Source organism: Virgibacillus doumboii (assembly GCF_902806455.1).
Lineage (GTDB): Bacteria > Bacillota > Bacilli > Bacillales > Amphibacillaceae > Lentibacillus > Lentibacillus doumboii.
The window spans coordinates 291,895-314,492 of sequence record NZ_CADCWQ010000002.1 but is presented as its reverse complement, the minus strand read 5'-3'; the positions used below and the strand labels follow the sequence as shown (position 1 = coordinate 314,492).

21 protein-coding genes, 8 tRNA genes and 2 rRNA genes are annotated in these 22,598 nt (G+C 42.2%); 5 read left to right on the top strand and 26 right to left on the bottom strand.

Going from position 1 to position 22,598, the window contains the following annotated elements; translation table 11 throughout:
- Positions 1-75 precede the first annotated feature (75 nt).
- From G6R02_RS17945 to sigW, 4 genes are all read right to left on the bottom strand, one after another.
- Complete coding sequence (locus G6R02_RS17945) at positions 76-1,299, bottom strand: CdaR family protein (RefSeq protein ID WP_164670739.1); 1,224 nt, start codon at positions 1,297-1,299, stop codon at positions 76-78.
- The gene (gene cdaA, locus G6R02_RS17940) at positions 1,292-2,116 is read right to left on the bottom strand and encodes a diadenylate cyclase CdaA (protein ID WP_164670738.1); all 825 of its coding nucleotides are present in this window, start codon (positions 2,114-2,116) and stop codon (positions 1,292-1,294) included. Before cdaA ends, G6R02_RS17945 begins: the two co-directional genes overlap by 8 nt.
- A 175-nt stretch (positions 2,117-2,291) precedes the next feature.
- Positions 2,292-2,936 carry a zf-HC2 domain-containing protein gene (locus tag G6R02_RS17935; RefSeq protein WP_164670737.1) on the bottom strand — a complete coding sequence of 215 codons (645 nt, stop codon included), beginning with the start codon at positions 2,934-2,936 and terminating at the stop codon, positions 2,292-2,294.
- A gap of 15 nt (positions 2,937-2,951) precedes the next feature.
- Positions 2,952-3,515, bottom strand: a complete 564-nt coding sequence (gene sigW / locus G6R02_RS17930; protein WP_164670736.1) for an RNA polymerase sigma factor SigW — start codon at positions 3,513-3,515, stop codon at positions 2,952-2,954.
- Positions 3,516-3,664: 149 nt separating this feature from the next.
- Here sigW and G6R02_RS17925 point away from each other — a divergent pair, with 149 nt between their 5' ends.
- The 3 genes from G6R02_RS17925 to G6R02_RS17915 all read left to right on the top strand — a co-directional run bounded on the left by G6R02_RS17925 (position 3,665) and on the right by G6R02_RS17915 (position 5,161).
- Positions 3,665-3,814 (top strand): aspartyl-phosphate phosphatase Spo0E family protein, encoded by a 150-nt coding sequence (locus G6R02_RS17925; RefSeq protein ID WP_246202654.1) that lies wholly within the window; start codon positions 3,665-3,667, stop codon positions 3,812-3,814.
- A gap of 108 nt (positions 3,815-3,922) precedes the next feature.
- Entirely contained in the window at positions 3,923-4,582 is a 660-nt protein-coding gene (locus G6R02_RS17920; protein WP_164670734.1) for a CPBP family intramembrane glutamic endopeptidase, read from the top strand.
- Positions 4,583-4,594: 12 nt separating this feature from the next.
- Complete coding sequence (locus tag G6R02_RS17915; protein ID WP_164670733.1) at positions 4,595-5,161, top strand: nucleotidyltransferase family protein; 567 nt, start codon at positions 4,595-4,597, stop codon at positions 5,159-5,161.
- Between the two features lie 558 nt (positions 5,162-5,719).
- Here G6R02_RS17915 and rocF read toward each other — a convergent pair.
- Positions 5,720-6,622, bottom strand: a complete 903-nt coding sequence (gene rocF, locus G6R02_RS17910; RefSeq protein WP_164670732.1) for an arginase — start codon at positions 6,620-6,622, stop codon at positions 5,720-5,722.
- A 283-nt stretch (positions 6,623-6,905) separates the two neighbouring features.
- Here rocF and G6R02_RS17905 point away from each other — a divergent pair, with 283 nt between their 5' ends.
- A complete protein-coding gene (locus G6R02_RS17905) occupies positions 6,906-8,054 on the top strand; it encodes an acyl-CoA dehydrogenase family protein (protein ID WP_164670731.1) in 1,149 nt (382 codons plus the stop codon).
- Between the two features lie 45 nt (positions 8,055-8,099).
- On the opposite strand, the gene G6R02_RS17900 is transcribed toward G6R02_RS17905, so the two are convergent.
- From G6R02_RS17900 to G6R02_RS17855, 10 genes are all read right to left on the bottom strand, one after another.
- Positions 8,100-9,182, bottom strand: a complete 1,083-nt coding sequence (locus G6R02_RS17900) for a phosphomevalonate kinase (RefSeq protein WP_246202653.1) — start codon at positions 9,180-9,182, stop codon at positions 8,100-8,102.
- Positions 9,183-9,195: 13 nt separating this feature from the next.
- Complete coding sequence (gene mvaD / locus G6R02_RS17895) at positions 9,196-10,173, bottom strand: diphosphomevalonate decarboxylase (RefSeq protein ID WP_164670730.1); 978 nt, start codon at positions 10,171-10,173, stop codon at positions 9,196-9,198.
- Positions 10,174-10,191: 18 nt separating this feature from the next.
- On the bottom strand, positions 10,192-11,163 hold the full coding sequence (mvk, locus tag G6R02_RS17890; protein WP_164670729.1) for a mevalonate kinase: 972 nt from the start codon (positions 11,161-11,163) through the stop codon (positions 10,192-10,194).
- A complete protein-coding gene (locus G6R02_RS17885) occupies positions 11,160-12,449 on the bottom strand; it encodes a hydroxymethylglutaryl-CoA reductase, degradative (protein ID WP_164670728.1) in 1,290 nt (429 codons plus the stop codon). Before G6R02_RS17885 ends, mvk begins: the two co-directional genes overlap by 4 nt.
- Before the next feature lie 204 nt (positions 12,450-12,653).
- Positions 12,654-12,726: transfer RNA gene (locus G6R02_RS17880), tRNA-Lys, on the bottom strand.
- A gap of 236 nt (positions 12,727-12,962) precedes the next feature.
- A tRNA-Gln gene (locus tag G6R02_RS17875) sits at positions 12,963-13,034 on the bottom strand.
- A 10-nt stretch (positions 13,035-13,044) separates the two neighbouring features.
- Positions 13,045-13,129, bottom strand: a tRNA-Tyr gene (locus tag G6R02_RS17870).
- A 42-nt stretch (positions 13,130-13,171) separates the two neighbouring features.
- Positions 13,172-13,247 (bottom strand) — tRNA-Thr (locus tag G6R02_RS17865).
- Between the two features lie 162 nt (positions 13,248-13,409).
- Positions 13,410-13,485, bottom strand: a tRNA-Val gene (locus G6R02_RS17860).
- Between the two features lie 4 nt (positions 13,486-13,489).
- Positions 13,490-13,564, bottom strand: a tRNA-Glu gene (locus G6R02_RS17855).
- A 191-nt stretch (positions 13,565-13,755) separates the two neighbouring features.
- On the opposite strand from G6R02_RS17855, the gene G6R02_RS17850 reads away from it, so the two are divergent.
- A complete protein-coding gene (locus tag G6R02_RS17850) occupies positions 13,756-14,484 on the top strand; it encodes a YwaF family protein (RefSeq protein WP_164670727.1) in 729 nt (242 codons plus the stop codon).
- A gap of 23 nt (positions 14,485-14,507) precedes the next feature.
- Here the strand turns inward: G6R02_RS17850 and G6R02_RS17845 are convergent, their stop codons facing one another.
- From G6R02_RS17845 to G6R02_RS17795, 11 genes are all read right to left on the bottom strand, one after another.
- Positions 14,508-14,666, bottom strand: a complete 159-nt coding sequence (locus tag G6R02_RS17845; RefSeq protein WP_164670726.1) for a hypothetical protein — start codon at positions 14,664-14,666, stop codon at positions 14,508-14,510.
- Between the two features lie 20 nt (positions 14,667-14,686).
- A complete protein-coding gene (locus tag G6R02_RS17840) occupies positions 14,687-15,244 on the bottom strand; it encodes an NUDIX hydrolase (RefSeq protein ID WP_164670725.1) in 558 nt (185 codons plus the stop codon).
- A gap of 203 nt (positions 15,245-15,447) precedes the next feature.
- Positions 15,448-16,017, bottom strand: coding sequence for an RBBP9/YdeN family alpha/beta hydrolase (locus tag G6R02_RS17835; RefSeq protein ID WP_164670724.1), 570 nt, complete (start codon positions 16,015-16,017; stop codon positions 15,448-15,450).
- A gap of 65 nt (positions 16,018-16,082) precedes the next feature.
- Positions 16,083-16,505, bottom strand: a complete 423-nt coding sequence (locus tag G6R02_RS17830; RefSeq protein ID WP_164670723.1) for a VOC family protein — start codon at positions 16,503-16,505, stop codon at positions 16,083-16,085.
- A 34-nt stretch (positions 16,506-16,539) separates the two neighbouring features.
- On the bottom strand, positions 16,540-17,004 hold the full coding sequence (locus tag G6R02_RS17825; RefSeq protein WP_164670722.1) for a VOC family protein: 465 nt from the start codon (positions 17,002-17,004) through the stop codon (positions 16,540-16,542).
- Between the two features lie 55 nt (positions 17,005-17,059).
- Positions 17,060-17,842, bottom strand: coding sequence for a helix-turn-helix domain-containing protein (locus G6R02_RS17820; protein ID WP_164670721.1), 783 nt, complete (start codon positions 17,840-17,842; stop codon positions 17,060-17,062).
- 411 nt (positions 17,843-18,253) lie between these two features.
- Positions 18,254-18,406 carry a hypothetical protein gene (locus tag G6R02_RS17815; RefSeq protein WP_164670720.1) on the bottom strand — a complete coding sequence of 51 codons (153 nt, stop codon included), beginning with the start codon at positions 18,404-18,406 and terminating at the stop codon, positions 18,254-18,256.
- 427 nt (positions 18,407-18,833) lie between these two features.
- Positions 18,834-18,906: transfer RNA gene (locus G6R02_RS17810), tRNA-Thr, on the bottom strand.
- A 7-nt stretch (positions 18,907-18,913) separates the two neighbouring features.
- Positions 18,914-18,988, bottom strand: a tRNA-Asn gene (locus G6R02_RS17805).
- Between the two features lie 64 nt (positions 18,989-19,052).
- Positions 19,053-19,168, bottom strand: a 5S ribosomal RNA gene (gene rrf / locus G6R02_RS17800).
- A gap of 69 nt (positions 19,169-19,237) precedes the next feature.
- Positions 19,238-22,579, bottom strand: a 23S ribosomal RNA gene (locus tag G6R02_RS17795).
- Positions 22,580-22,598 lie beyond the last annotated feature (19 nt).

The window sequence follows — 22,598 nt, the reverse complement described above, 5'->3', positions numbered from 1 at the left end:
ATCCATTTAACCAATTGTGAGAGCGTTGTTGTAGTGCATATATCTTTTGAGCAAAAATCCCAACCCTGTTACTAATCATGTAATTTCAATCGTAACCTGTTCAAACTCGTTGTTTACTTCAATATTGTCAGGTGCCTGAATGGACACCGGAACCTGATGTTCCCCGTTATCCAGCCCCCCTGCATCAACAACCAGTTGAATATCCTCTGCAGTAATGTTACTCACATCACTCTGGTTGCCGGTAACTGTGACATTCATTGATGGCTCTGCAGGCTCTACAAATGATACATCCTGTCCATCATCCAAATTTTCCACACTTATCGGGACATCTTCAATTGTTTTCGTCTGCTCAAGTTCAATCTCAACTTCAATGGTCTCTGCATCCGGTGCATTCGCACCATTCGGCAGAGCCAGTCCGACTTCAATCGTGCCTGACTGGTTTATTTCCGATAAATTAATATCCTCTGTTGAAACTTCTTCCAGGTCCTGCAACGTTTCACTTACGGCAAAGACCTCTACTTCATCTACATTAGCAGATATGGAAGCCAATGAATACCCCTCGGGTAACTCTCCAGATGTTGATACATTTACCGGAACTGTTTTGCTCGGATTATTAACTTCAACCGATACAGCGACACTTTCCGGTTCAACCCGAACGTTTAATTCGGTACCTCTTGCATCGTAAACATTAACAGGCACTTCCCGGCTGTCAATCGACTCTGTCAATCCCTCTACATCCACAAAGACTTTAACGATAGCAATCTGATCGATTACATCCCTCGAGCTTGTAATGGTAACACTTTGGGGTTCAACTTGCGATTCACCCAGTTCATACCCTTCAGGAAGCTTGTCCGTATTAATAAAGTCGACTGCTACGTCAAATTGCTCTGATGCGCGTTCCTCAATTGTTACTTCAATCGTTTTCGGTTCAATATATACTGTCAGATCCTCCGAAACACCAGCCTGCTGTAAATCAACAGTATGTGTTCCTGCTTCCAAATTCTCCAAATCAACAAATATGTCAAAATTCTGCTGCTGAGCGGCAGCCTTTAATGTGGCGGTCGGTCCTTCCAATGTAACTGTTGCAACTTCCGGCACACCGCTTACAACATAATTTTCACTATCAATCCGTATATTTACCGGGACATTCTCGATTGTCTGTATATCACCATTGCTGTCTGGAATACGTGAATCATTTTGAAACTCATCCGTATCTACCTGCACAAATACATACAGGACAATTGCAAAGGCTAAGGAAATAGCACGGACAAACCATTTACTCTTAAACCAGTTATCCATTCTCCTTCCCCCTTCGATTGCGCGACTTTGATTCAGGGGAGCCCCTTAGTGATAATGATAAATTTTCTCGAAGATAATTCCGTAATTCTTCCTGCTCCAGATCTCTTTTTAATTCACCATTTTTCGTACATGAAACATTCCCGGTTTCTTCAGATACGACAATTGTAATCGCATCGGTGACTTCACTGATTCCCATTGCTGCACGGTGTCTTGTACCCAGCTCTTTCGAAATGAACGGGCTTTCTGATAATGGCAAATAACATGCAGCAGCCATTATATCTTCGTCTTTAATAATTACTGCCCCATCGTGAAGCGGTGTATTCGGAGTAAAGATATTCGTTAACAATTGATGTGTTAATTTACCGTTGATCGGTATACCTGTTTCCGAATAATCACCCAGACCGGTTTCGCGTTCTATCGAAATCAAAGCACCAATACGACGCTTGGCCATGTACGTACAGGACTGGACAATTGCTTCGATTTTCTGTTCCAGTATCTCTTCTTCCGACCTTGATCCTCTTGAAAAAATATTACCTCGTCCAAGCTGTTCCAAGGCCCTTCTGAGTTCCGGCTGAAATAAAATAACAATGACAACAATTCCCCATTCAATAGCCCTATTTGTAATGTATTGAATCGTATGTAATTCAAATAGTTCACTTAACAGCCATACGGCCAGTACGACGACAATTCCCTTTAAAAGCTGAATCGCCTTTGTACCCCGGATTAACATGATTAATTTATATAAAACATACCAGACGAGAGTAATATCCACGCCGATTCTTAACAAATTTAAGATGTCAAATCCCTCATCAAGCATGTTCACACTTCCTTCCGCACATATGGTATCTTCCTATCTATACATTATAGCCGTTTTTATTATATCACATTTATCCTTGTATCATGAACCAAAAGCGGAAGCGCCCGTCTAATTATCAACACAAAAACCCGGGTTACATCCCGGGTTTTTTGTATAAAGATTATACTGTTTTGCTTCACCATACTACTCCCAGTGAGAAAATACTCTGGAAAAGATCCTTCAGATGAAACCAGATCCATTCAAATATCTGATCCACTTGCTTTAATTCTCCATTTACTTCTCCAACCGATGCCATATGTCCTGAGCCTTCCAGTGAATCGTCCACAAGTTCACTGTTAATTAATGTAACATTTCCGTCGACATTACCTTCTATTTTCAGGTTTCCGTTTTTAACCGTTAAGTCCCCTGAAACGGTTACTCCATCAGGTACAATAACTGTATCACCTTTTATTACAAGGTTCTCCTGTTTGGATACAACCAATTCACCCTCCTGATTCCAGGCTGAAAAAATTCCACTGAACATAAAGATAAAGAATATCGCTGCTGAGGTCAAAGCAGGGTGTGCCTTAAACCAGCGCAAATATCTTACGCGTTTCCTCTCTGCTGGTAAACTTTTCATAACATTCTCGGTGAAACCAGCCGGTGCGGAAATTTGTTCAGTGCTTTGGATGAGCGTAATCGTGCGCTTCAATTCATGGAAGTGTTTTTGACAAGCTTCACAGCTCTCCAGGTGCGTACGCAATTTCGTTTCGTCCTGTTTGGTTAAATCACTATCTAAATATTTATGCATAAGCTCTATTGCTTCATTTTCACAGTTCAAGTTGATCACACTCCTTTACACATGACGAAGCTTTTTCCTGAGTGCTTCGCGTCCCCGATGGATTCGAGTTTTTACTGTTCCCAGTGGAATATCCAAAATGTCACTGATTTCCTGTAACGAAAACTCCTCCAAATATCTTAAAATAATAATACTGCGATATTTTGGTGGAAGCGCAGAAATTTCCTGATGTATATGGTCTCGCAGTTCAAGGCCTTCCACTTCCTCCTCAGGCAAACGATTATCAGCAACAAGCTGTGAGTACATATCCAAACCATCCGTCCCTTTAACTTCAGCATCAAGATAGTGATCGGGTTTGCGTTTTCGTATTCGGTCAATCGTTAAGTTGGTAGCGATTCGATACAACCATGTTGAAAACTTACGCCGGTCATCAAATGAATGGATGTTTACATACGCCCTAAGAAAAGCTTCTTGTGCAATATCTTCCGCCTCATGCCGATTGCCAAGCATCCGGTAACAATGTTGGAAAATTTTATTTTGATAAAATGAAACAACATCTTCAAAGGCGGCCTGATCCCCTCTTTTAACCTGTTTTATTTTCTCTTTAATTATCAAGTCCATTATTTTACCTCCGCTTTGCAGGCGGTATTCTACATACGAAATAACACCCAGTAAGGTTTCAAAAAAATATTTTTATTTAAATATATGTTAGTAATGACGATTAAATGGGTAACATCATAATATATTATACTAGACGGGAGGCCGTTTTTGTGGACAAAAAATCAATATTATTAGAAAAAATTGAGGAATGTCGTGATAAGATGATTGCATTAAGCAAAATCCATGGTTTAAGTTCAAACATTGTCATTCAGTCCAGCAAACAATTGGACGACCTTCTTAATGAATATCAGGGGATCTAAAAAATTTAAATAAAAGAGAAAGCAGGGTAAAAAAGACATTGAAATTTAATGTCTTTTTTATTTTTTGCAGATGTTACAATAATAGAAAATCTATTAAAAGGTGTTTATATGAAACATAAAAATTTCATTCTGTTATTAAGCTTACTGTCTATCATCCTATTATTTATCGTTGAGCAAATTCTGGTCTTTGATTATTTGTACAAAACAATAACAAAGATAGTAACATTTTTTATTGTGGTATTCATTTTTCATTACATTACCAAAACAAGACCTGCATATTTCGGAACACAGAAAATGGACTTTAAACGCTTGAAAGTTAGTGTCGGATTAGGTATCGGTTCGTTTCTAATAGTTTTGGGAGCATACTTTGCATTCAGAGATTTTATAGACTTTGATGCAATTGGAGCAAAACTGGCTGAAAAGAACATTACCAGTGAAACGTTTTTATTTATTGGGACTTATGTGATTTTCGGAAATTCATTCCTGGAGGAGTTTTTCTTCAGGGGATTTATCTTTAAGAACTTACAGTATAATCATCGGCGGTTTGCATATATCTATTCCGCTTTCCTGTTCGCAATCTATCATACAGCGATCTTCCTGACGTGGTTTAACATCGGGCTGTTCCTGCTGGCGTTATTTGGCTTATTTACGATTGGGTTAATTTTTAACTGGCTTAATGAAAAGTCCAGTAATATTTATAATTCCTGGCTGGTTCATATCATTGCAGACACTGCGGTAATTATCATAGCATTAATTGCAATATTTTGAGGAGGTCGGGTAATGCTGAAATCGGAAGAGGATGTCATAAAAATTATAGAAGAAGATGACCGAATGATGGAGATTCTAAGAGCTGCAAAATCATTGAATTTAACTGATTGGTGGATCTGTGCAGGATTCGTTCGCTCAAAAATCTGGGATACATTGCACGGTTTCAGCGAAAGAACAAGAATCCCCGATGTTGATTTCATCTATTTTGACGATACAACGATGGATGAACCGATTGAAAAGAATCTTGAAGCTGAATTAAGAAAGATTATTCCAGATATTCCCTGGTCCGTTAAAAATGAAGCGAGAATGCACATTGCTAATGGCATTCCGCCCTATTCATCCTCAGTGGATGCGATATCCAAATTCCCGGAAACTGCAACAGCACTTGGAGTGAAATTGGATGAGGGGGAAAATGTTATTCTAACAGCTCCTTGTGGAATTGATGATGTTGTCAATATGGAGGTAAAGCCGACACCCTATTTTGCGGAATGTGATGCACGTGCTTCCATCTATGAAGACCGTATTAGAAAAAAAGATTGGAAGTCTATCTGGAATAAGCTGAACATTTATCATATATAAATACTATTTGTTGTTTTTGATAAAAAAGATATAAACTGCGACGTATAACGAACACGGAAAGGCTCACCAGAGATTTTCCTGGTCGATGAATGTCGTGTGGTGGTGCCTCATCGAATTTCTTGCATAGCAACACCAAGAGTATTTTCTCAGCGGCGGGCTAACACACATATAAAATTATCTCTCAGTTTATATCAACTACGAAATTAAATAGAACAAAAGTTACGAAAAGTACCTATATAAAATGGGGCTGGGACAAAAGTGTTTTATCCATAACAAAATCCGAACATATTGGAAATGGTGCATAAAACCGCTCCGGGAATATACTTCGCTTTCACACCTCCGGGTACCAAGGCGACATCTGCTCAAAAAGTACGATTTCGCAGTGTCTTCTTAGCCGGGGGGCGGCTGGTGAGCCTCCTCGTGCTAGCGCACTTCGGAGTCTCACCGATGCCTTTCCTCCTCCAGGAGTCTACGTATATTCCCTCCGCTATCCCCCATGCATTGTTCGTCTTTTGGCAACACTTTTTTGTTTTGTCCCAGCCTTATTTTTCAATACCGCTATTTCAACTTTTCACCGAACAATGACCCAATTAAACCAACAGCCATTGTTGCCGTTTTGTTTTTATCGTCCAGGATCGGATTTACCTCGACAAATTCCGCTGATGTAAGAAGATTTGACTCCTCGAGCATTTCCATTGCCAAATGGCTTTCCCGGTATGATAAACCACCAATTACCGGTGTCCCCACACCCGGTGCTTCTTCAGGGTCAAGACCATCCAAATCGAGACTCAGATGAACACCATCTGTACGTTCTTTTAAGTAGTCTATTGATTCAGACATTACCTTTGTCATTCCCACGCGGTCAATTTCATGCATGGAATAGACTTTAATGCCTTTTTCTTTGATCAATTCTTTTTCACCAGGGTCAAGTGAACGGGCACCGATGATCACAATATTTTCCGGCTTAATTTTCGGCTGATAGCCAAGCATGTTTGTCAGTTTTTCATTACCAATACCAAGGCTGACGGCAAGCGGCATCCCGTGAATATTTCCTGATGGAGATGTTTCACCCGAATTTAAATCACCATGTGCGTCATACCAGATGACACCTAAATTTTCATAGTGTTTTGCTATACCTGCCAAGCTTCCGATTGCAATACTGTGGTCACCGCCCAAAACCAATGGGAAACGGCCTTTATTAATTTCCGCGTCAACCATTTCTGCAAGCTTCTGATTCCCTTCAGCAACCTGCTGCAGGTTCCGCAAATTATCTTCCTGTGTCTCATATTTACTGTCCGGGCGGGAAATTTGCACATCACCCAAATCGTTAATACTGTATTGTAAATTCTCAAGTGTTTCGATAACACCTGCATAGCGAATTGCACTCGGACCCATATCTACCCCGCGGCGGCTTTGTCCAAGATCCATCGGCACGCCAATAATAGACATATTTTTCTTCATGAAAGCGCCTCCTCTATCGTTTATTTTAGACAAAAAACGGGGAATGACTCAACCTGACAAAAAAATGTATATATATACATTCACACATTGTTCAAATAATTTCTAACAGTTGAAAGCGTTTTATGTTATAATGAATATGAAAGAAATATAATTTACTGGAGGTGGACTCAAAAAAGGTTCTATTTTTTTAAGACATGCACTGAATGAGTATTCATTCATTTTATATAAAGATATACGACATCCCTATTTCCATTAACACTACTCTATCAATGAGGTGATACGTATGGATACATTAGTATTGGAACGTGACCAAATGCAAATCTCAGCAATGCTAAAGAAATTTGCAAAAAATGAAATCGCCCCGCTTGCAGCCAAGCGTGATGAAGAAGAGTACTTTGATTGGGGCCAGTTTCACAAAATGGCTGAACAAGGGATTACTGGAATACCATGGCCTGAAAAATACGGCGGTGCGGGAATGGACTATGTAACGTTCATCAATGCCGTTGAGGAATTATCCAAAGTATGTGGTGCAACCGGATCTGATTTAGCCATTCACACTGCGCTTGCCAGTTGGCCAATCTACACATTCGGAACCGAGGAACAAAAGAAGAAATTTCTTACACCTCTCGCTTCCGGTGAGCAGTTAGGTGCATTCAGTCTGACTGAACCCGATCATGGCTCGAACTACAAGCAATTAACCACCCGTGCTGTTAGAGATGGGGATCATTATATAGTAAACGGAAATAAAGTGTTTACAAGCAATGCCGGGCCTGCGGGGATTTATGTTGTGTTCATGCAGACTGGCGATAAAACCAGTGACGATGGTGAGAACTTAAGTGCTTTTATCATTGAAAAAGGAACAGAAGGCTTTACTACCGGGGTTCCGGAGAAAAAAATGGGAATTCGCGGTCACGTCGTTTCCTCTTTAAATTTTGATAACTGCCGGATACCAGCTGAAAATCTGCTTGGAAAAGAAGGAGACGGCTATAAAATTGCCAAACGGACACTCCAGGGTGGCCGCCTCGCTATGAGTGCACAGGCGCTTGGAATTGCAGAAGGTGCCTACCAGCTTGCGTTGGATTATGTTAAAGAACGAAAACAGTTTGGTAAAGCTTTAAAGGACTTTCAATCCATTCAGTTCAAACTGGCCGATATGGCAATCCAGTTAGAGACTTCTCGTCTATTAATTAACCAGGCTGCCACCCTGCAGCAAGAAGGGGAAGATTACAGTATTGCTTCGTCGATGTGTAAAGCATATGTATCAGAAATGGCGATGAAGTTAACGACAGAGGTTGTCCAACTATTCGGCGGTTATGGCTATATACGAGATTATCCGGTTGAGCGGATGATGCGTGATGCGAAAATCACCCAGATTTATACCGGAACCGTTGAGATGCAGCGGATTGAAATAGCTGAGAAAATATTGGCATAAAGAAAGCAGGATTGGCTTTTATTAGTCAATCCTGCTTTTTATATTTCAACCGCTCCTGTTTTGTGAGGTAACGATATCCAACGGTTTAATCCCTGCCTGTTCCCATACCTTCATTAGCTGTTCAGCTTTGTCACGGGACGGGAGAAATGCAATCCCGCAGTCTCCACCGCCTGCCCCTGATGGCTTTCCTGCTCCACCGTATGCTTCAGCAAGATCGCACAACTTTTTTAATAGAGGTGTTTCGACTTCTGCATTGGCGTTTTGACCGACCGCTGCTAATGCATGTCTGTTCTGCTTTATTCCTTTAAAAATAAGTGAAGTGTCCTCCTCAGAGATCCCCTTCAGGAATGTGGATACTGCTGTTTGGCTGTCAGTCAGGAATGCTTCATATAATTTGGGATTGTCTATGTTAAGCTGCTTAATTTTCGTTATCAGTTTGCTGGTTGATGCCGGGGTTCCTGTCCAGCCTATACACATATGTACATTTTCAGGCAATTTGATTGGATTTAAAGAGAGATACGGCCATTTTTCTTCAACTAATTGAGTAACAGAGTCCGTGTTTTTATATGCCTTCTGCAGCCAGTCCGCCTGAAATGATGCATATTGCAAAAATCCGCCATATGAGGAAGCAGCAACGTCAGCTCCTGACCCGCTCCCCTGTGTTTTGACATGGGCAACGGCTGCCAGTTTAAAAATCAAACCTGCAGAATGACCTTCAGGAAGGAATTTTTTTAAAATAGAGGCAACTACCGAAGTAACCACCGCGGCACTAGATCCTAATCCATATTTTCGCCCCGAAACATCGTCCAATTCACTTTTAACGGTCAGGTGAAACGGAGTCGGCACGATATTATTTTCCCGTAAATAGGTACAGACTATTGTCATAGCATCTTCCACAAACCGTACACGTGGGTCATCTGTCTTTATATTTACGGCATTCGATTCATACTCCCACGCTAAATTACTTAAATCAAATGTCTCCAGCGAAAGACGATTTTCATCGTTTTCAGCTAATGTAGCATAAACATACCGGTTAACCGCCATTACAACTAAATCATAATAAGGTTCGAGTACGGCAAATTCCCCTGCAATCATTAATTTCCCGGGCACTTTTATTGTAGTAGGCAAAAAAATTCAACTCCTAAAGATACGTTATTCCCTGACCTGAACGGCTAACAATTACATCATTTACACCAGGTACGTCACGGAGCGCATTTTTTATCGTTTCCTCGTTTTCCGGTAAATAAAGAACTTTTACGTTAGGACCGGCATCAATGGTGAAATATGCCGGAACTCCATTCTCCCGCAAATTTCTGACAGCATCCATAACTGCTACCGTCCGATCATTCCAATAGGTAAATGGGGGATTTGCCGCCAAGGTAGTGGCATGCATCTTCAGGCAATTTGCTTCAGCGATTCTTCCAACCTTTTCAAAGTCTTTATCTTTGATACCTTGCTTGATTTGCTCCAGGTCATCAGGAATACTGTCAACCCAGCTGGAATAAAAAGCAGATGTTTCAACGGTCCGCTTCATGCCTTCCCTGCTGAGTATTTTTTTGGTATTGGAAGACAAAACAACCGCCGCGACACGAATATCCCAATGGTCCTCAGGTGCCACCTGTACAGCATAGGAATCAGAACCATCTGATTGCGTACCTTTTTCCCATTCCACGAACCCACCATAAATCGATCGGCATGCTGAGCCGGAGCCTTGCCTGGTAAGCATGGAGAGCTCCTGTTCACTTATATCGTGGCCCAATGATTCAGTCGCCGCAGCTGCCAACGCCGCAAAACCGGAAGCAGATGATGCAAAGCCTGCAGCTGTGGGTACGTGATTTGTTGAACGCACATCGGCAAAAAAATTGGGTCTACCCGCAAAGCTGCGAATTAGATCCAAAAAAGTGGTAACACGATCAAATTCTTTGCCCGAAACTGCCTTTTCATTAAGATAAAAACTGTCACTGGTGAGGTCTTCACGAAATTCGACCGAAGTCGTTGTGTAGAACCCATCAAGTGTCAATGAAAGGTTATTGTTCATGGGGAGGATTAATGACTCATCCCGTTTACCCCAGTATTTAATTAAGGCAATATTTGTATGTGCTTTGGCTGTTGCCTTCATCTTCGTTCCCCTTTTTACTTATAATTTCTCAGATTTTCTTCTTAAAACAAAAGGCCACACTGCATGTGCACCGAATTTTTTCAGCTTTTCGGCTAACTGTCTGGAATGGACTTCATTACGTGCCAACGCAATAATACAGCCGCCATTTCCGCCGCCGGTTAATTTAGCACCAAGGGCACCTTCCTGCCGTGCAAAGTAAATCAGTCTGTTCAGGCCGGCATCACTTACTCCAAGTGCTTCCAATTCTTTTTGTGCCTCATTTAGCATCTGACCAAGCAAATGCTTGCTGGCGCTTTCCAGTGCATTTCTTGCCCGGTGTGTTAATTCACCTATCCGATCCAACTTGGCCTGGATACGTCTTGGCGCTGATTTGAATAAACTGGCAACCGACTCAACAGCAAGACGCGTATCGCCCACTCTTCCGGAATCTGCTACGATAAAGTGGAAATCACCTTTCGGGTTGATAAGTTCGATTGGCTGTTCTTTTTCATACCAAACCGGAGATTCCGAAGTGATTGTCATTGTGTCAATTCCACTCGGTACACCATGGGCATATGTTTCTGAGATGTTAGCTAATTCCAATAACTCTTCCTCCGTATAACCCCGGTCGAAGTAGGAAAATAGAGACTTGATCACAGCAATTGCGACAGAAGCACTTGAGCCAAGCCCTTTTCCAGGCGGTATGGATGATTTGATCCGGATTAACATATCCTCACATGGTAAATGAAGATGATTTAAGGTAGCCTTAATGCAATTAACAATTCCCTCCAGTGATTCCGGAGCAGCGTCAATTGGTCCATGATAAAAAGTACTGTCAATCTTCACTTTACCTGGTGCGTAATCAATAACCGATTCTACCCCTACCAGCGGGAATGGAAGTGCGATTGCAGGTTGCCCGTGTACAACTGCATGCTCCCCAATTAAAATCAATTTACTATGAGCTACACCTATAGCTATTTGTTCTGAAGTTGTTGCTTTTTCTGCACTCATTTTATATATTCTTCCACCAATTCTTTAGCTTTTCCAACACGGATTTCTTTTTCATCAATTAAACGTTCAGCAATGATATCAATCATCTCCCCTGTCGCTCCTGCTGCAATAGCAACAGAACGAGAATGTAACGCCATATGACCCTTTTGGATACCATCTGTTGCCAGGGCTTTGAGGGCACCAAGGTTTTGAGCAAGTCCAACAGCAACCATAACTTGTGCCAACTCCTGTGCTGTATCCACATCCAAAATTTTATGAGCAAGCTTTGAGGTTGGATGAACTTTTATAGAGCCACCGACAATTCCTACAGACATAGGAAGTTCCAATTCGCCAACGAGGTTCCCTTCCTCATCTTTGTACCATTCCGTCATGGAACCATATTTGCCGTTTCGTGCAGCATGTGCATGAGCTCCAGCCTCAACTGCACGCCAGTCATTGCCTGTAGCAATAACGATTGGGTCAATTCCATTCATGGTTCCTTTATTGTGGGTAACCGCACGATAAGGATCAGATGCAGCAAACTCATATGCATGAATTACGCCGTCCCGCACTTCTTCACCTGAAAAATTGCCTGTCTTGAGTAAATCAGGTGGAATAACACAACGTGCACGTGCAAGGCATCGATCAGGATAATTGGAAAGAATTCGTAAATATACTTTCCCTTCCGTGAGCTGTTCAATGGTAGGTGCCAACGATTCAACCATCGTATTTATAATATTCGCACCCATTGCATCACATGTATTTATATAAACATGAAGGATGAGCATTTTGCCATATTGGGAATCCGATTCTTCATTTAAAATCCTTACTTCCAGATCTTCTGCTCCGCCACCCCTCGCTACTAAACTAGGATATGCAGCATTGGCGTCTTTAATCAACGCATCTTTTTCATTTAATATAGTTTCCTTTGCTGCATCAAAATCAGGGCAGCCAACAACTTGTATTTGACCTGTCATCACCCGGTCGGTTGCTTCTGTGGAAAAACCGCCGGCATTTCTGACTATTTTTGCGATATGACTTGCTGAGGCAACAACAGAAGGTTCCTCAATTGCCATTGGTACTACATATTCTTTCCCATTTATTAAGAAATTCAATCCCAAACCTAATGGAAGTGGAAACGTTCCGATTACATTTTCAATCATTTTATCCGCTGTCTCAGTCGGCAGCGGTTCTTTTGAATATAAGTAATCCGCTTCCTCTCCGGTAAAAGAATCCATTTCAGTAAGGAGGTGTCTTCGTTCCTCAACACTCATGTTGTAAAAGTTAGGAATTCTAGAAGTTTCCATAGCGCCTCATCCTTTTGGCTATCATCATTAATATATGCCATTATAATTAGTTAGGTCAATTATTAAAATTACTGTTTCTATTATGTAAAAAAACAGCAAAAAATGCAAATAAACAAGGTTGCTGGTGGTAATCATAACGACCTTGTTCATTTGCTATTATAATATGTGTTATGTATTTCCGCTAGAGTTTTTTAATATAGGTAGTGAGCCATGGAGGATTCGAACCTCCGACCCTCTGATTAAAAGTCAGATGCTCTGCCAGCTGAGCTAATGGCTCATGTTATGAATGTTTTCTAATTTTAATGTGAGCGTTCATGAGGTGCTCGTCGTGTTGCAAGTTATTTCGGTGAAGCAGCACTTCTCGCAGGCCTGCACATGGTAGCGTACTCGATGGTGCTGGCGGCCAGCTAATGGCTCATGTTATGGATGTTTTTTGATTTTTATGCTGAGCATTCTCTGGGTGCTCGTCGTGTTGCAGGCAAAATCTCTAATTATGTACAAAAATAAAAAAGGCTGGGCTAGCTGGATTCGAACCAGCGCGTCACGGGATCAAAACCCGTTGCCTTACCGCTTGGCTATAGCCCAATAAAAAATATGGTGGAGGGGGAGAGATTCGAACTCCCGAACCCTGAGGGAGCGGATTTACAGTCCGCCGCGTTTAGCCACTTCGCTACCCCTCCGCATGTATTGTTAACTTCATCAGGTTATTTATACATAAAAAATGGTGCCGGCCAGAGGAATTGAACCCCCAACCTACTGATTACAAGTCAGTTGCTCTGCCAATTGAGCTAGACCGGCATATTGTTATAAAGTGTTTCTATTTTTATTTATGTGCAAACATTTTGTGTGCTTGTCGTGTTGCAAGTAAATTCGGTGAAGTTGCACTCCTCGCAAACCTGCACATAGTAGCACATTCGGTGATGTTAGCGGTTTGCCAATTGAGCTAAAACGGCAATTAAATGGTGGAGGATGCAGGGCTCGAACCTGCGACCCCCTGCTTGTAAGGCAGGTGCTCTCCCAGCTGAGCTAATCCTCCATATTGGTGACCCGTACGGGATTCGAACCCGTGTTACCGCCGTGAAAGGGCGGTGTCTTAACCACTTGACCAACGGGCCTTGCAATGGTTTTTTTATGTATAAAACATTATATTCAAGAATTGTTTTGTCGGAAACCGACGAATTTTATTATATACAGATTAAACACCTTTGTAAAGTGGATAAATAAAATTTTTATTTTCAAACAGTTTTTTTCAACATATAATGTATTTATACAGAAAGATATTCGTATAAACCATTGGGGGAATTATATGGGAAACTTGTTAACTTTGGGTGGCACTCCCTTTGTGGCATTTGGTCCAAGCCACATTACTGTGCTGGTTATCTATTTTACAGGTATCGTACTGTTCACGATAGCATTCAGGAAAATCATGGACAACACGTATTTATACAACACAATTCGTTGGATTTTATTCATTTTGTTACTAATATCGGAAGTTTCCTATCAAACGTGGACTGCCATAACCGGTATATGGAGTTTAAGTGAACATATGCCGCTGCATCTCTGTGGAATCGCCGGTATTACCGGAATGATCGCATTAATAACCTATAATAAAAAATTAATTCAAATCACTTTTTTTATCGGTCTGATTCCTGCTTTTTTAGCATTGGTGACTCCGGAACTGCCTTACGACTTTCCGCACTACCGATTCTGGAAGTTTTTTGTTCACCATCTGTCAATATCATGGGTCAGTATCTTCCTGGTGGCAACCAGTTCGGTAAAAGTCACTTTAAAATCCATGCTTGAAACCTATGGCTACCTGTTACTATTTGCTTTTATAATCGGCGTCTTTTTCAATCCAATTATGGAATCCAACTATCTTTATCTGTCACACACGCCAACAGCAAGTACACCACTTGATCTGCTGGGAAACGGCTTTTGGTATTATTTTAACCTTTGTCTGTTAGCAATTGTTGTCTTTTTTATTCAATTACAAGTGTACAAATTATTTACCCGTAAAAAAGAAACACCCAAATAACTTCACAGTTTGGGTGTTTCTTCTTATGTATACATGAGAGCGACAATCCAAACGATTACAATTACCGGTAATGAAGTATACAGAGACTGCCAGACTTTCATTTTATGTTTTTTTATCAAAAAAACCGCAACGAACACTTCTAAAACTGTCACTGCCAGTGCAAGAATTATGAGCATTTCCATCTTACATTCTCCTGTCCATTTTATTCTGAATAACTTCCGGCGAGAAAGTCCTTTGCCATTAGATATGCATTTGCTGTAAATAACTGTGTGTTTATCTTATTGGTTCTGATTAATTCTCCCATATTACTGAAATCAAGCAACTTAACATTAATCGCTTCGGTATCGTCCAAGTCCTGTTCATGTGCTTTAAATGCATCCTGCAACAGATAAGTTTTCACCTTATTGTTTTGAGTTGCCGGATTCACCATAAACTCTCCTAAGAAAATAGGTTCCCTCAAGGAAGTGTAGCCTGTCTCTTCCTTAACTTCCCGTATCAATCCTTCCTCATCCGTTTCATTACCTTCTTTTTTTCCAGCAGGAATTTCCAGGAAAAAATCTTCTGCCGCATGACGATATTGTTCAACCAGAACGATTTTGTCCTCCTTTGTTATAACAACTGCATTCACCCAATCAGGATATTCATTTATACAAAAATCGTCTATCACCAATCCATTTGGAAGCTTACATCTATCTTTCCTGATATTTCCGAATGGACTTTTATGTAAGTACTCCGATTCTAGCGTTTTCCACCTCTCCATAATTGTCCTCCATACTCTGGTATACATGTTTATAATTCTATCAACAACTTATTGTGCAATATTAACATACTAAATGACAATATCCTTTGAATTTCAAGAAAAAAGACCACCATTTCGATGATCACTGTTAAAGAAATTATTTTCTGCTGTCTACTGTTATTACTCTATTTTAAAGTCTAATGGACAGTTTTACTAGCAATTACTCAACGTTTTTTCAACGTTGTCATATGTTTAATATCATCAACAAGCTCCGGCAGTCCACTACTGAAAGCATGATCCGCACCTTCAACCACATGGGTTACTGCCTGAGGTAGTGCTTTGGCGTAATGCTCCAGATGTGCAAACGGTACTATTTCATCGTTACGGCTGTGATATATAACTAGTTGTGATATCTTAGGGAGATTTTCGGTAAAGTTATCTGCCAGGGTGAATTCCTCAAATTGCCAATCATTGTCCTTTCCCCAGTATGGTGATGCGATCAAAAATAATCCTGAGATGGATGGCCTGAACTTTTCCTCGGAAAGATATTTCAGCAATACTGCCGCCCCTAGAGAGTGACCAATCAAAATCACCTCATTGTCCAATAATGCAATTTCCCTTTCAAGCTGCTCTTTCCAAGGTCTATACTTCGGATCTTCCGGATCAGGCATTTCGGGATATAATAGATTGCATTTATCTCCGAGATTTTTTTGTAAATATGCTATCAGATCACTGCTTCCCTCGTGCATGCCTTGTGGACCAGCGCTGTGAATGAATAGTATTTGTTTTTTCATAGATACTCACCCTAACTGTTTTTTGACATTCTTAGCCGCAATTCTGCAGGCTGCGGGTACTCCATTTAATCATGACCCTGGCTCATTGCGCTTTCATCCATATACATGACTTCCCACAGGTGTCCGTCAATATCCTGAAAGCTTCCCCCATACATAAAGCCATGGTCAACGATACCATATGAAGGCTTTCCACCGGCGTCCAGAGCCTTGTTTACAATCTCAACCACTTGTTCTCTGCTTTGTGCAGATATCGCCATGATAGCTTCTGTGCCTTTCGTTGCATCTGTCAATTCCTTATTGGTAAACTGTTTGAAAAAATCCTCTACAAGCAGCATCACGAACGTATTTTCATTAATGATCATTCCAGTCGCATTTTCATCCGTAAATTCAGCAGAGAATTCAAAGCCTAATTTTGTGAAAAAACTGACCGATTTGTCGAGATCTTTAACCGGTAAATTTACATAAAGATGTTTTGGCTGTAAACTCATTTTAATCACCTCTTGAAAAGATTTTATAGATTCCTTATTCCCTCTTCGCCAAAATGGTAAAGGTTATGCCATACTTATCTGTCAGCATTCCAAAAGCCGGACTAACAAAGTTTTCCTCCATCGGGGTAATCACATGGGCGTCTTCTTTTAATGCTCTGAACAATTGATTAGCTACGTCTGTAGTACCAGTTGTAATACACATCTGTACATTGTTCACCTGTTGCACGGAATGTTCCTCATGCGAATCGGAAAACATAAGATCCGACTCCCCGATTCTGACCAGCGCATGCAATACATTGTCATGCAACGCTTGCGGAAAGCCCTGCCCTTGCATATCCCCAAAAGTCACCATATTCAGCACTCTCGCGTCCAATGTTTTCTCATAAAATTGAACGCTTCCTTTGACTTTCCGTCCAGAACGATATGAGGCGTCAACTGTACTGTCATAAATTACACCTTCTTTGCCCATATAGGTGATTGTATATCTGAACCATAGCATAATTCCGAAGTTGAGATTTCTTATGAATTGCTGTTTTAAAAATATATACTCCTTTTTACATATTTATCCTGTGCAAAAAAATGTTCATCAGGCGTGGCAACGAAATCAAGATTGGCGGATCATCCAATCGTGGTGTGCGGAGTGTAACATGGAGAAACGGAACACTGCCATTCTGATGAACGATAATCGGTCCTTTTGATTTGTAGCGTAATGTTCGGTGCGGGAGCAAAAAATCGATGGGCTGCATATCCCACGAAACAGAAGTGGCCATCAAATAATAGATTCCAGGTTTGACATCGCAAAAACAAAATTTCCCCAAAGAAAACAGCAGTGTACCATAAAGAGGCATCCCCTCGGGAATCGGCTTGGGAAACAACCCTATCAGAACTACACCATCAAATGGAACTTCGGCTTGAATGCTCCCTTCTAACTTTACATGTTGATTTAAAAGTGGCAGTGACGGCTGGATTTTATTAATTCTTTTTAAGGATTGAAAGTCTTCATTCGCCTGCTGCATGGAATTTCTAAAATGTGAAGGGGACAGTCCAACCCGATCCGTAAAGCGGGTAGTAAACGTTCCAAGGCTCTGTTGCCCAATCTCCATACCAACGTCACGTATACTCAAATTCGTGTGCATGAGCAGATCTTTCGCCTTTTGCAGACGGACTGAAGACACATAGTATTGAGGTGTAAGTCCGGTTTGTTGTTTGAAGATACGCGTAAAATGGTATGGACTGTAAGCTGCATATTTAGCTAACTGGGAAAGCGAAAGGGGATCATAGATATTCTGATGAATATAGTTGATAACTTCATCAATTTCAGGATACTTTCTCGACATCCTTCATCACCCGCCCTCCACTAGTTTCACGAATGTCTATGGGAAATTGACATACATACTAATTCTATTCGCTCCATTAAAATCCTTCTATCTAATTAAAAATCCACCCATTGTACTATTTTGTCAAAATATAATGATGCTTAATTGGCTGTATAACTTATATGGACACTATTTGACATAAATTTGTCCACAAAAAAACTGCACCTTCCATTGATGGAAAATACAGGTTAAATAAGACAAGTATTAGTGACTGAAAAGTTATATGCCTGCTTCATTAAACAATATTAATTATGAAAGAGATATATCCTTTAAAAACTTATCTCTTACTTAATTAATCTAGTCTTACCTATGTTGTTAAGTAAGCACGATTAAAAGCCATTACATTACCAAGATTTTATTCTTACACAAATATTAAAAAGGTTTTTTATCCGCATCTGCCCATATTTTATTGATCTTTACATCGTCCACCTTACGTACTTTTTTAATGTTGTGTTTTTTGTCGAAAACAAAGGCGATTAATAAAATAAGGGTGACTGGGATTACTAAAAAATATACCCAAATCATGGTTTCCACCTTCCTTAAACTGAAGAATAATTTACTTTTCAACTTATCGTTATTGCCCAACTTATATATTATTAATATATTGCTCGTAACTGAATATTTACTAAAAGTAATACGTATTTACTTACTTTTTAGTTTCATCATTATATTTTGAACTTTATACAGCAGCTTGAATTAAGTCTTCGGGATAAAACCCAGTAAATTAGAATAAAAAAAGTGTTACCTATCAACAACAAGTTGGTGAAGTATTACTCTATTTATTTCATTGATTATGCAGGCAAAAAGGATACCTTGTCCCCCACTGGATACGGATTTACTTTAATTTTCCCCAAAAATGCCTGTATCACTCAAAGTCACCCTAAACTGTACCAATATAAAAAAACGCCTTAACCCCCTCGTTCTACAAGGTGTTAAGGCGTATCTGTTATAGAGCTTCCAAGCGGACTTGAACCGCTGACCCCTTCCTTACCATGGAAGTGCTCTACCGACTGAGCTATGGAAGCATAAAAATGGCTCCACAGGTAGGACTCGAACCTACGACCGATCGGTTAACAGCCGATTGCTCTACCGCTGAGCTACTGTGGAATAATCTTAAGCATTGCATTTATCAAGATATCCATGATAAGCAGTAAAAAAATATACAAAAATTGCCTGGCGGCGTCCTACTCTTGCAGGGGCAAAGCCCCAACTACCATCGGCGCTGGAGAGCTTAACTGCTGTGTTCGGCATGGGAACAGGTGTGTCCTCTCCGCTATTGCTACCAGACAAAAACATATAGGGAATTATACCCTGAAAACTAAATAAGAGCTTTATATCAACGCCATCAATAACTTTTTAGTTAAGTCCTCGATCGATTAGTATCCGTCAGCTCCACGTGTCACCACGCTTCCACCTCGAACCTATCTACCTCATCGTCTCTGAGGGATCTTACTCACTTGAAGTGATGGGAAGTCTCATCTTGAGGGGGGCTTCATGCTTAGATGCTTTCAGCACTTATCCTTGCCACACGTAGCTACCCAGCTATGCTCCTGGCGGAACAACTGGTACACCAGCGGTGTGTCCATCCCGGTCCTCTCGTACTAAGGACAGCTCCTCTCAAACTTCCAGCGCCCACGACGGATAGGGACCGAACTGTCTCACGACGTTCTGAACCCAGCTCGCGTACCGCTTTAATGGGCGAACAGCCCAACCCTTGGGACCGACTACAGCCCCAGGATGCGATGAGCCGACATCGAGGTGCCAAACCTCCCCGTCGATGTGAACTCTTGGGGGAGATAAGCCTGTTATCCCCGGGGTAGCTTTTATCCGTTGAGCGATGGCCCTTCCATGCGGAACCACCGGATCACTAAGCCCGACTTTCGTCCCTGCTCGACTTGTAGGTCTCGCAGTCAAGCTCCCTTCTGCCTTTACACTCTGCGAATGATTTCCAACCATTCTGAGGGAACCTTTGGGCGCCTCCGTTACCTTTTGGGAGGCGACCGCCCCAGTCAAACTGCCCGCCTGACACTGTCTCCGGACCGGATCACGGCCCTGGGTTAGAATGTCCGTACAGCCAGGGTGGTATCCCACGGGTGCCTCCACCGAAGCTGGCGCTCCGGTTTCGATGGCTCCCACCTATCCTGTACAAGCTGTACCAACATTCAATATCAGGCTACAGTAAAGCTCCACGGGGTCTTTCCGTCCTGTCGCGGGTAATGTGCATCTTCACACATCGTATAATTTCACCGGGTCTCTCGTTGAGACAGTGCCCAAGTCGTTGCACCTTTCGTGCGGGTCGGAACTTACCCGACAAGGAATTTCGCTACCTTAGGACCGTTATAGTTACGGCCGCCGTTTACTGGGGCTTCGGTTCTACGCTTCGGCCGAAGGCCTAACGCTTCCCCTTAACCTTCCAGCACCGGGCAGGTGTCAGCCCCTATACTTCGCCTTTCGGCTTCGCAGAGACCTGTGTTTTTGCTAAACAGTCGCTTGGGCCTATTCACTGCGGCTCCTCCTTAAAGGAGCACCCCTTCTCCCGAAGTTACGGGGTCATTTTGCCGAGTTCCTTAACGAGAGTTCTCCCGCTCACCTTAGGATTCTCTCCTCGCCTACCTGTGTCGGTTTGCGGTACGGGCACCTATGAACTCACTAGAGGCTTTTCTTGGCAGTGTGAAATCCGGAACTTCGGTACTATATTTCCCTCCCCGTCACAGCTTGGAATTGTTGGACGGATTTACCTATCCAACTCCCTCACTGCTTGGACGCACACATCCATCGGTGCGCTTTCCTTATCCTACTGCGTCCCCCCATCATTCAAACGCTCATGAGGTGGTACAGGAATATCTGCCTGTTGTCCATCGCCTACGCCTTTCGGCCTCGGCTTAGGTCCCGACTAACCCTGAGAGGACGAGCCTTCCTCAGGAAACCTTAGGCTTTCGGTGAAAGAGATTCTCACTCTTTTTTCGCTACTCATACCGGCATTCTCACTTCCAGACGCTCCACCAGTCCTCACGGTCTGACTTCACAGCACCTGGAACGCTCTCCTACCAAACAGAAGTCAGATGCCAGAAATTAGAAGTCAGATTCATTTCCACTTTTGTATTAAGGAATAAATCTGTTTGCCTAACTCTTCATATTGCTGAAAGAGATACGTATATTTCTGTTCATCCAGATACTTTAGGTCTTTAGCGAAGTCTATCATTACCTTGACTTCATTATTAGAACCAAGTGATATTTTAAGGAACCGCTTGAAATCATTCACTGAATCCTTCTTTCCATATCCCTCCGCAATATTTGCAGGAATAGAAAGAGCAGCTCTTCTTATTTGTGCACCAAGTTCATACGTTTCAAAGTTGGGGAATTCTAAGCTGATTTGATGAACTTTTAAAGCAAGCTCATAAGATTGTTGATAAATCCTTAGATCTTTATAGTGTTTGATCACAGTCTTCCCTCACTTCTGACTTCCGACCTCTGGCATCTGACCTCTGCTTCCGCAGCTTCGGTGATACGTTTAGCCCCGGTACATTTTCGGCGCAGAGTCACTCGACCAGTGAGCTATTACGCACTCTTTAAATGATGGCTGCTTCTAAGCCAACATCCTGGTTGTCTGGGCAACTCCACATCCTTTTCCACTTAACGTATACTTTGGGACCTTAGCTGGCGGTCTGGGCTGTTTCCCTTTCGACTATGAACCTTATCACCCATAGTCTGACTCCCAAGGATACGTAGCTGGCATTCGGAGTTTGACTGAATTTGGTAACCCGGTGAGGGCCCCTCATCCAATCAGTGCTCTACCTCCAGTACGCCTACCTTGAGGCTAGCCCTAAAGCTATTTCGGAGAGAACCAGCTATCTCCGTGTTCGATTGGCATTTCACCCCTACCCACACCTCATCCCCGCATTTTTCAACATACGTGGGTTCGGGCCTCCAGTCAGTGTTACCTGACCTTCACCCTGGACATGGGTAGATCACACGGTTTCGGGTCTGCGACCGTATACTATTTCGCCCTGTTCAGACTCGCTTTCGCTGCGGCTCCGTGTCTGCCACTTAACCTTGCATACGATCGTAACTCGCCGGTCCATTCTACAAAAGGTACGCCGTCACCCATTAACGGGCTTCGACTACTTGTAGGCACACGGTTTCAGGTTCTCTTTCACTCCCCTCCCGGGGTGCTTTTCACCTTTCCCTCACGGTACTGGTTCACTATCGGTCACTAGGGAGTATTTAGCCTTGGGAGATGGTCCTCCCGGATTCCGACGGAATTCCTCGTGTTCCGCCGTACTCAGGATCCACTCCGGAGGAAACACGCTTTCAACTACAGGGCTCTTACCTTCTTCGGCTGACCATTCCAGGTCGATTCATCTAACGTATTTCTTGGTAACTCCAATGGAGTGTCCTACAACCCCAGAAAGCAAGCTTTCTGGTTTGGGCTGTTTCCGTTTCGCTCGCCGCTACTTGGGAAATCGCGTTTGCTTTCTCTTCCTCCGGGTACTGAGATGTTTCAGTTCCCCGGGTATGCCTCTTGTGCCCTATGTATTCAGACACAAGTACTGCTCCATTACGAACAGCGGGTTCCCCCATTCGGAAATCCCCGGATCGAAGTCTACTTACGACTCCCCGGGGCATATCGGTGTTAGTCCCGTCCTTCTTCGGCTCCTAGTGCCAAGGCATTCACCGTGCGCCCTTCTTCACTTAACTATCTTACAATGAATAAGCG